The organism is Actinomadura sp. CNU-125 (assembly GCF_001942465.1).
In the GTDB taxonomy this organism is placed as follows: Bacteria; Actinomycetota; Actinomycetes; order Streptosporangiales; family Streptosporangiaceae; genus Spirillospora.
Window position 1 is genome coordinate 1 of sequence record NZ_MKJY01000272.1, and the last position, 7,259, is coordinate 7,259.

Sequence of the window (7,259 nt, forward strand, 5' to 3'; positions counted from 1 at the left end):
GACCTTCTTGTCACCGGGTTCGCCGCCGGACGCGTCGGCGGGCGCATGGCCGTCGAGAAGCCGGGGGAACCGGGGCGGCGGACGCCGGAGACGAGGCCGCGCTTGCCGGAACCCGGGGTCTTCTCGAGGCGGGGCGTCGCGGGGGGCGCCTCCGGGCGGGGGGCCTCGGGGACGGGCTCGGGCGGCGGCGCCTTGCGGTGGGGCCGGTCGGCGACGCGGTCGAGGCCGCGGGGGCGCCGGGGCGGCGCCACACGCGGGCGACGATCACGACTTCGCGGGGTTCGCGGATGGGGGTGAGCCGCGCCCAGGTGCGGGGTTCGGCGAGGTAGCGGCCCTGGGAGAGGAGGAGTTCGGTGAGGCGCTTGCCCTCGATGACGGGCCGGGTCGCCAGCCAGGTGAGGATGCCGGGCGGGACGATGTAGAGGACGTGCCACGGGGACTCGAAGGGGACGCCGACGAGTTGCAGCATCACGATCCAGGGCACGAACACGCCGAGGAACACGCCGATCTGGACGAGCGGCAGCGGCATGGGGAGCCGCAGGTCGTACAGCTTGTACAGCCGCTTCTCGATGCGCCAGATGTTCGTGTACGTGGGTAGATCCACGCCCCTACTCCCCTACCGGTGCGGTCTCCGCGTCAGCTGACGTCCAGTCCCAGTGCGGCGGCGATCGCCTTGGCCGCGGTCTCGATGATGTTGGGCACGTAGAAGACCACCCCGATGCCGATCGCCAGGAGGATGAACTGCACGAACGTGTGATCTCACGGGTGAACAGGAAGAAGATCGCCACGATGGAGACGATCACGAGGAACAGCGGGCCGAAGAATCCGCGGAGGAAGTCGGCGAGCTGGTCCGTCTGGAGTTCGTCCTCGGGCGCGCCAGGACCTCGATCGGGATCGACGCCATGAGGTGGTGCAGCATCGACTTACCTTCCTGGTTCGGCGTGGGGGGACGGTCTGGGGTTCATCTCGCGGCCTTTCATGACGGGTCGGGGTCGGTGGTGCCGCGGATGTCCTTGACGTACCAGGTCGCGTCCTTGCGCACCATGTCGAGTTCGTAGCTCTGGGCCAGTTCGCCGCCCGCGACGCGCCACACGACGCTCGCCGTGACGGTGCGGGCGCCGGCCTCGCCCTGGGGCGCGACGACCTCGGCGACGTCGGCGTACTCGACCGAGCCGGCGAGCCCGCCGATGGGGCTGCCCGCGGCGAATCGGGACAGGGCGGTCTTGTCGCTGCGCGCGTAGGCCTGGAAGAACGTGACGAGGATGGGCTTGAGTTCGCCTTCGAGGGCGGCGTCGCGCTGCCCGGGCTGCTGCTGCGGCAGCGCGGCCTTGGCCGGCGGGGGGAGCAGCGCGGGGCGGGAGGCGACGACGAGGGCGCCGGTGTCGTTGGCGTAGACGGGGACGGCGAGGCGCAGCCATTTGTCCCCGGTGCGGGCGAGCAGCGTGACGGTGGCGTTGTGCGCGTCTCGGGCCTGGACGCCCGCGACCTGCACCGACTGGACCTGCAGTGTTCCGGTTCCGTTCCAGCCGAATTGCGGGTCGGCGCCTTCTGGCAGGAAGGTTCGCAATTGGGCCTGGCGGTCGGCGGCCTTCTCCTGGTTGTAATTCAGGTAGACGTTGGCGAACTGCAGGGCGAATGCTCCCGCGGCGCTGCTCGGGAACTGCGTGCGCTGCCCGGACGTCCTGGGCTCGGTGGTCGTCTCCGGTTCGTCCGCGGCGGTGTACCGCTCGAAGGGCACGCGGATGCCGTTGACCAGGAGACGATGATCAGCGCCCAGAGGACGGCGCGGCCCGTCCAGACCCACCAGCGGCCGCCGGATCCGGACCAGCGGCCGCCGCGCGGGCCGCGGCCCCGGCCGTCCGGCGCCTCCCACGGGTCGACGGGCAGACCCGGCGCCGCGGTCCCGTCGACCGCGGCGTTCTCACGGCCGCGTTTCACGGCCGACCTGCGAGCCATCCTGCCTCCGCTCGCGCCTCGCCCCCAAGGTCGGCGCGCTCTGTGTGCCTGGTCCAGATGTTGCGCGGTGGTCCTTTCCGAACCCACCCCGGGCCCAGCGTAACCACGAGCGTCAATTGTTCCAGCGCATCCGAGCGAAGCACAGCCCCGGCACGCGGTTGTGGATAATGCAATCCACCTCCGCAGGAACAGGGAAGATTGCCAAACGGTGACGATCCCCTACCCCTGCCTCCGAACGGTGCGTCAGGGGCACAATCGGGCAAGCATCGTGAGTCACACGTTTTCCCCAGGTACGACACCCTCGGTGCGGGGCTCAGACGTTGAAGCGGAACTCCACGACGTCGCCGTCCTGCATGACGTACTCCTTGCCCTCCATGCGGACCTTCCCGGCGTTACGGGCGGACGCCATCGACCCCGCGGCGGTCAGGTCGTCGAAGGAGACGACCTCGGCCTTGATGAAGCCGCGCTGGAAGTCGGTGTGGATGACGCCCGCGGCCTCGGGCGCGGTGTCGCCCTTGCGGATCGTCCACGCGCGCGACTCCTTCGGGCCGGCGGTGAGGTAGGTCTGCAGGCCGAGGGTGGCGAACCCGATCCGGACGAGCTGCGACAGGCCCGACTCGTCCTGGCCCATGCCCTGCAGCAGTTCGAGGGCCTCGTCGTCGGGCAGCTCGATCAGCTCGGCCTCGATCTTGGCGTCCAGGAAGATCGCCTCGGCGGGGGCGACCATGTCGCGCAGGCGCGCGCGCAGCGACTCGTCCGTCAGCTCGCTCTCGTCCAGGTTGAAGACGTAGAGGAACGGCTTGGCGGTCAGGAGGTGCAGCTCGCGCAGGAGCGTCAGGTCGATGCCGGCCTTGTCGGCGCCCGCGAAGAGGGTGACGCCCTCGTCGAGCAGCTTCTGCGCGGCGGTGACGGCGTCGACGACGGCGAGCTGGTTCTTGTCCTTCTTGGTCCGGGCCTCCTTCTCGAGGCGCGGCAGGGCCTTCTCGATGGTCTGCAGGTCGGCCAGGATCAGCTCGGTGTTGATCGTGTCGATGTCGCGGGACGGGGCGACGTCGCCGTCCACGTGCGTGACGTCGGGGTCCTCGAAGGCGCGGATGACCTGGCAGATCGCGTTCGTCTCGCGGATGTTGGCGAGGAACTTGTTGCCGAGGCCCTGGCCCTCGGACGCGCCCTTGACGATGCCCGCGATGTCGACGAACTCCATCGTCGCCGGGAGGGTCTTCGCCGAGCCGAACATGTCGGCGAGCGCGGCCAGCCGGGGGTCGGGCACCCCGACCACGCCGACGTTGGGCTCGATGGTCGCGAAGGGGTAGTTGGCGGCCAGCGCGTCGTTCTTGGTCAGCGCGTTGAACAGGGTGGACTTGCCGACGTTGGGCAGCCCGACGATTCCGATGGAGAGGCTCACGGCGGTCAAGTTTACGAGCCCGGACGCACCGCGCCGTGCGGGACGCCGCCGCCGTGCGGCGTTCGCTGCGCCGTGCGGCGCCCGGTGATGGTCGGCAGTGCGCCGATTGTCCGCCGTGCCGCCCTTACCGGCGCGTCGCGGTCGCGGTTCGCGGCGGCGCTGTCACGATGAAGGGATGGACCTCGCGCTGCTCGTCGGCCTCGTCGTCGGGGCCGCCTTCGGCGCGGTCGCCGGCTGGGCGCTGGCGACGGGACGGCAGGGCGCGCTGATCGCGCGGGCGCGGGCCGCCGAGGAGAAGCTCGCCTACGCCGAGGAGCGGATGGCCGAGCATTTCGAGAACCTGTCGGCGCGCGCGCTGGACGCCAGCAACGCGCGCTTCCTCGAACTGGCGGACGCGCGGCTGAAGGCGGCGGGAGTCGAGGCGGCGGGCGAGCTGGAGCGGCGGCAGCAGGCGGTCGAGCATCTGGTCGGGCCGCTGCGGGAGACGCTCGCGAAGGTCGAGGAGCAGCTCCGCGAGGTGGAGACGGGCCGTCGCGAGTCGCACGCGATGCTGGCCAAGCAGGTCGACTTCGTCCGGCAGAGTTCCGAGCAGCTGGGCCGCGAGACGCGGTCGCTGGTGCGGGCGCTGCAGCGGCCGGAGGCGCGGGGACGCTGGGGCGAGCTGCAGCTGCGCCGCGTCGTGGAGCTGGCGGGCATGACGCACCACTGCGACTTCGACGAGCAGGCGAGCGCGGTGACGCGGGACGGGACGGTCCGGCCCGACATGGTCGTGCGGCTCGTCGGCGGCAAGAGCATCGTCGTCGACTCCAAGGTGTCGCTCGCGGCCTATCTGCAGGCCGCCGAGAGCGGCGATCCGGTGCGGCTCGACGCGCACGCCCGCCACCTGCGCGACCACGTCGACCGGCTGGCCGCGAAGACGTACTGGCAGGCGTTCAGCCCGGCGCCCGAGTTCGTCGTGCTGTTCATCCCGGGCGAGGCGTTCCTCGCGCCCGCGCTGGACCGCGATCCCGAACTGCTGGAGTACGCGATGCGGCGCCGCGTCCACATCGCCACCCCCACGACGCTCATCACGATGCTTCGGACGGCGTCGTACGCGTGGCAGCAGGCCGCGCTTTCCCGTAACGCACGGGCGTCTTCGACCTCGGTAAAGAACTGTACGAGCGGCTGGGCACGATGGGGCAGCACGTCGACGAACTGGGCCGCGCGCTCACCGGCGCGGTGAAGTCCTACAACCGGACGGTGGGTTCGCTGGAGACTCGCGTGCTCGTCAGTGCGCGCCGCTTGAACGACCTGGGCGTCGTCGACGGTTCGCTGGACGGTCCGCGCCCCGTGGAGGAGAGCCCGCGCGCGCTTTCGGCGGCGGAGCTCAACGGAAACGACGAACCGTACGGCGAAGCACCGCACGTCGAAGCACCGAACGGCGACGAACCGCGCGCCGACGAACCCTACGGCCCGTACCGTGACGAACCGGGCGGCGAGCTTCCGCGGGACGAGATCGTCCGGCGGGAGGGCGCCCGGGACGACGCCCGGCGGTACGGCGCCCGGCCGGTCCCCGAGCAGAGCGATCGGCGAGAGAGGCGGCAATGAGCACATCGACGGCACGCGACGCTCCGGGCGACACGCCGCCCGCCCAGCGCGGGACGGGACGGCGGCGGGGCGCGCCGCAGCGACGTTCGCGCTCGTCCGGCTCCCGCTCGTCCGGTTCGCGGCGACCGGGCCGACCGGGCCGGTGACGCTGACCGGGCGCGGCGGCGTCGTCGTGGTGTTCGGGACGGCCGTGCTGTGCGGGCTGCTGTCGCGCTGGCTCGACCTGCCGCTGCTCGCGGGGGGCGGGTTCACGGTGGGCTGCGTGCTCGCCGCGCTCGCCACCCGCCCGGCCGACCTGCTGACGCTGGCCGTCAGCCCGCCGCTGGTGTTCTTCCTCGCCACCCTGACCGCCGTGCTCGTCACCACGGTCGGGCAGGGGTCGCTGCTGCGCGGCGTCACGGTCGGGCTGCTGACGGCGCTGGCCGCGACCGCGCCCTGGCTGTTCCTCGGCACCCTGCTGGTGCTGCTGATCACGGTGCCGCGCGGGCTCCCGGCGAACGTCCGGGAGCTGCGCGACAAGCTGGCGGGCGTCCGGCTGTTCGAGCAGGAGGAGAACGAGAACCCGGTCCGGTGGGACGAGTCGCCGAACGACTCGTCCGCCCGGCGCGGGCCTCGCCACGGCGGCGCGGGCTGACCCGAGGCCGCCCTCCCGGGCCGCCCGGCCGGGGTTAGACCGGCGTGATGCGCAGGTCCTTGCGGAGTTCCTTCGGCAGCGAGAAGCGCATGCTCTCGCGGACGGACTCGATCTCCTCGGCGGCGCCGAAGCCGCGGTCGGCGAGCCAGGCGAGGACGCCCTGCACGAGCTCGTCCGGGACGGACGCGCCGCTCGTCACGCCGACGGTGGAGACGCCTTCGAGCCACGCGGGGTCGATCTGCTCGGCGTAGTCGACGAGGTGGGCGTCGTCGGCGCCGTGCTCCTTGGCGACCTCGACGAGCCGCACCGAGTTCGACGAGTTGGTGGAGCCGACCACGATGACGAGCTGGGACTGCGCCGCCATCTCCTTGACGGCGGTCTGCCGGTTCTGGGTGGCGTAGCAGATGTCGTCGGACGGCGGGTCGGTCAGCTTGGGGAACCGCTCGCGGAGCTTCTCGACGGTCGCGATCGTCTCGTCGACCGAGAGGGTGGTCTGCGACAGCCACGCGACCTTCTCGGGGTCGCGGACCTTCACGTTGGCGACGTCGCCCGGGCCGTCGACCAGGTGGATGTGGTCGGGCGCCTCGCCGGAGGTGCCGATGACCTCCTCGTGCCCCTCGTGGCCGATCAGGAGGATGTCGTAGTCCTGCGCGGCGAACCGGACGGCCTCCTTGTGCACCTTCGTCACCAGCGGGCACGTGGCGTCGATGGTGCGCAGGTCCAGCTTGCGGGCCTCCTCGTGGACGACCGGCGCGACGCCGTGCGCGGAGAAGACCACGATCGCGCCCTCGGGGACCTCCTCGGTCTCGTCCACGAAGATCGCGCCCTGTTCCTCCAGGGTCTTCACCACGTGGACGTTGTGGACGATCTGCTTGCGGACGTAGATCGGCGCCCCGTACTGCTTGAGGGCGACCTCGACCGTCTCCACGGCCCGGTCGACGCCGGCGCAGTAACCACGCGGCTTGGCGAGCAGGACACGGCCCCGGGTTCCGGCGGGCTGGCTGTCAGCGGTCATGTCCACCATCGTACGAGCCGCCGTACGGGCCGCGGCACGGCCGCCGGGACGCCCCGCCCGGGGCCGCAGCGCCCTCGGCGCAAGGGTTCCGGTCGGATTGTGACCGACCGCACGCCGTTTTTGGACAGAAAGACATTAACCCGGGGTGACCGTGATCGCACCCATGGGGCAGAGTGAGTTTCGACGACCGTACGTGTGCTCCCGAGCTCCGTGATAAGGACGGCAGGAAGAGGAAAGACCATGACGAGATCGCCGCGCCGCCTCAAGCAGCAGGTGCAGGACACGGTGGGCGAGCAGGTCCGCGACCTCCCGCTGCACGCCGTCCGGCTGGCCATGTTCGGTGTCGGCCGGGCGCTGCTGCTCGGGGACCGGATGACCCGCGACTACAAGGAGATCACCGAGGGCGGCGGCGTGAAGCCGGTGATCGGGCGCCTGCGCGACGACGTGCAGCACACCGCCGAGAAGGTCGTCGGCACCGTGGTCGAACGCGTCCGCGGCGGCGAGGACGCCGAGCCCGAGCCCGAACCGGAGCCGGTCCGGCCCCGGCGGAGCGCGACCGGCGCGCCCGTCGCGTCCGTCGCGCCCGGCGTCGCGTTCATCGGCGGCCCGTGAGGACGGCGCCCAGGTGCGGCGCCGTCCCGACGGGGAGATCTCGGTCGGCA

At 71.6% G+C, this 7,259-nt stretch carries 6 protein-coding genes and 2 pseudogenes; 3 read left to right on the top strand and 5 right to left on the bottom strand.

What is annotated here, in order from left to right; genetic code table 11:
• Positions 1-10: 10 nt before the first annotated feature.
• The 4 genes and pseudogenes from BJF79_RS61955 to ychF all read right to left on the bottom strand — a co-directional run bounded on the left by BJF79_RS61955 (position 11) and on the right by ychF (position 3,361).
• Complete coding sequence (locus BJF79_RS61955; protein WP_075901871.1) at positions 11-604, bottom strand: conjugal transfer protein; 594 nt, start codon at positions 602-604, stop codon at positions 11-13.
• 32 nt (positions 605-636) lie between these two features.
• Positions 637-904, bottom strand: a pseudogene (locus BJF79_RS28130) (hypothetical protein).
• Between the two features lie 72 nt (positions 905-976).
• Positions 977-1,738, bottom strand: a complete 762-nt coding sequence (locus tag BJF79_RS28135) for a conjugal transfer protein (RefSeq protein ID WP_262402691.1) — start codon at positions 1,736-1,738, stop codon at positions 977-979.
• 531 nt (positions 1,739-2,269) lie between these two features.
• The gene (gene ychF, locus BJF79_RS28140; RefSeq protein WP_075901875.1) at positions 2,270-3,361 is read right to left on the bottom strand and encodes a redox-regulated ATPase YchF; all 1,092 of its coding nucleotides are present in this window, start codon (positions 3,359-3,361) and stop codon (positions 2,270-2,272) included.
• A gap of 175 nt (positions 3,362-3,536) precedes the next feature.
• Between ychF and BJF79_RS28145 the strand changes: the two are divergent.
• Both BJF79_RS28145 and BJF79_RS28150 read left to right on the top strand, forming a co-directional pair.
• Positions 3,537-4,948, top strand: a pseudogene (locus BJF79_RS28145) (DNA recombination protein RmuC).
• Between the two features lie 142 nt (positions 4,949-5,090).
• Positions 5,091-5,582, top strand: coding sequence for a DUF6542 domain-containing protein (locus BJF79_RS28150; protein ID WP_075901877.1), 492 nt, complete (start codon positions 5,091-5,093; stop codon positions 5,580-5,582).
• A 34-nt stretch (positions 5,583-5,616) separates the two neighbouring features.
• Here the strand turns inward: BJF79_RS28150 and BJF79_RS28155 are convergent, their stop codons facing one another.
• Positions 5,617-6,606, bottom strand: a complete 990-nt coding sequence (locus BJF79_RS28155; RefSeq protein ID WP_410050149.1) for a 4-hydroxy-3-methylbut-2-enyl diphosphate reductase — start codon at positions 6,604-6,606, stop codon at positions 5,617-5,619.
• 231 nt (positions 6,607-6,837) lie between these two features.
• Between BJF79_RS28155 and BJF79_RS28160 the strand changes: the two genes are divergently transcribed.
• Entirely contained in the window at positions 6,838-7,209 is a 372-nt protein-coding gene (locus BJF79_RS28160; RefSeq protein WP_075901873.1) for a hypothetical protein, read from the top strand.
• Positions 7,210-7,259 lie beyond the last annotated feature (50 nt).

What these genes read in the sequence shown, in the direction of transcription:
- BJF79_RS28155 (WP_410050149.1), bottom strand. Translation starts at nt 6,606, where the DNA reads ATGGTGGACATGACCGCTGACAGCCAGCCCGCCGGAACCCGGGGCCGT.
- BJF79_RS28160 (WP_075901873.1), top strand. Translation starts at nt 6,838, where the DNA reads ATGACGAGATCGCCGCGCCGCCTCAAGCAGCAGGTGCAGGACACGGTG.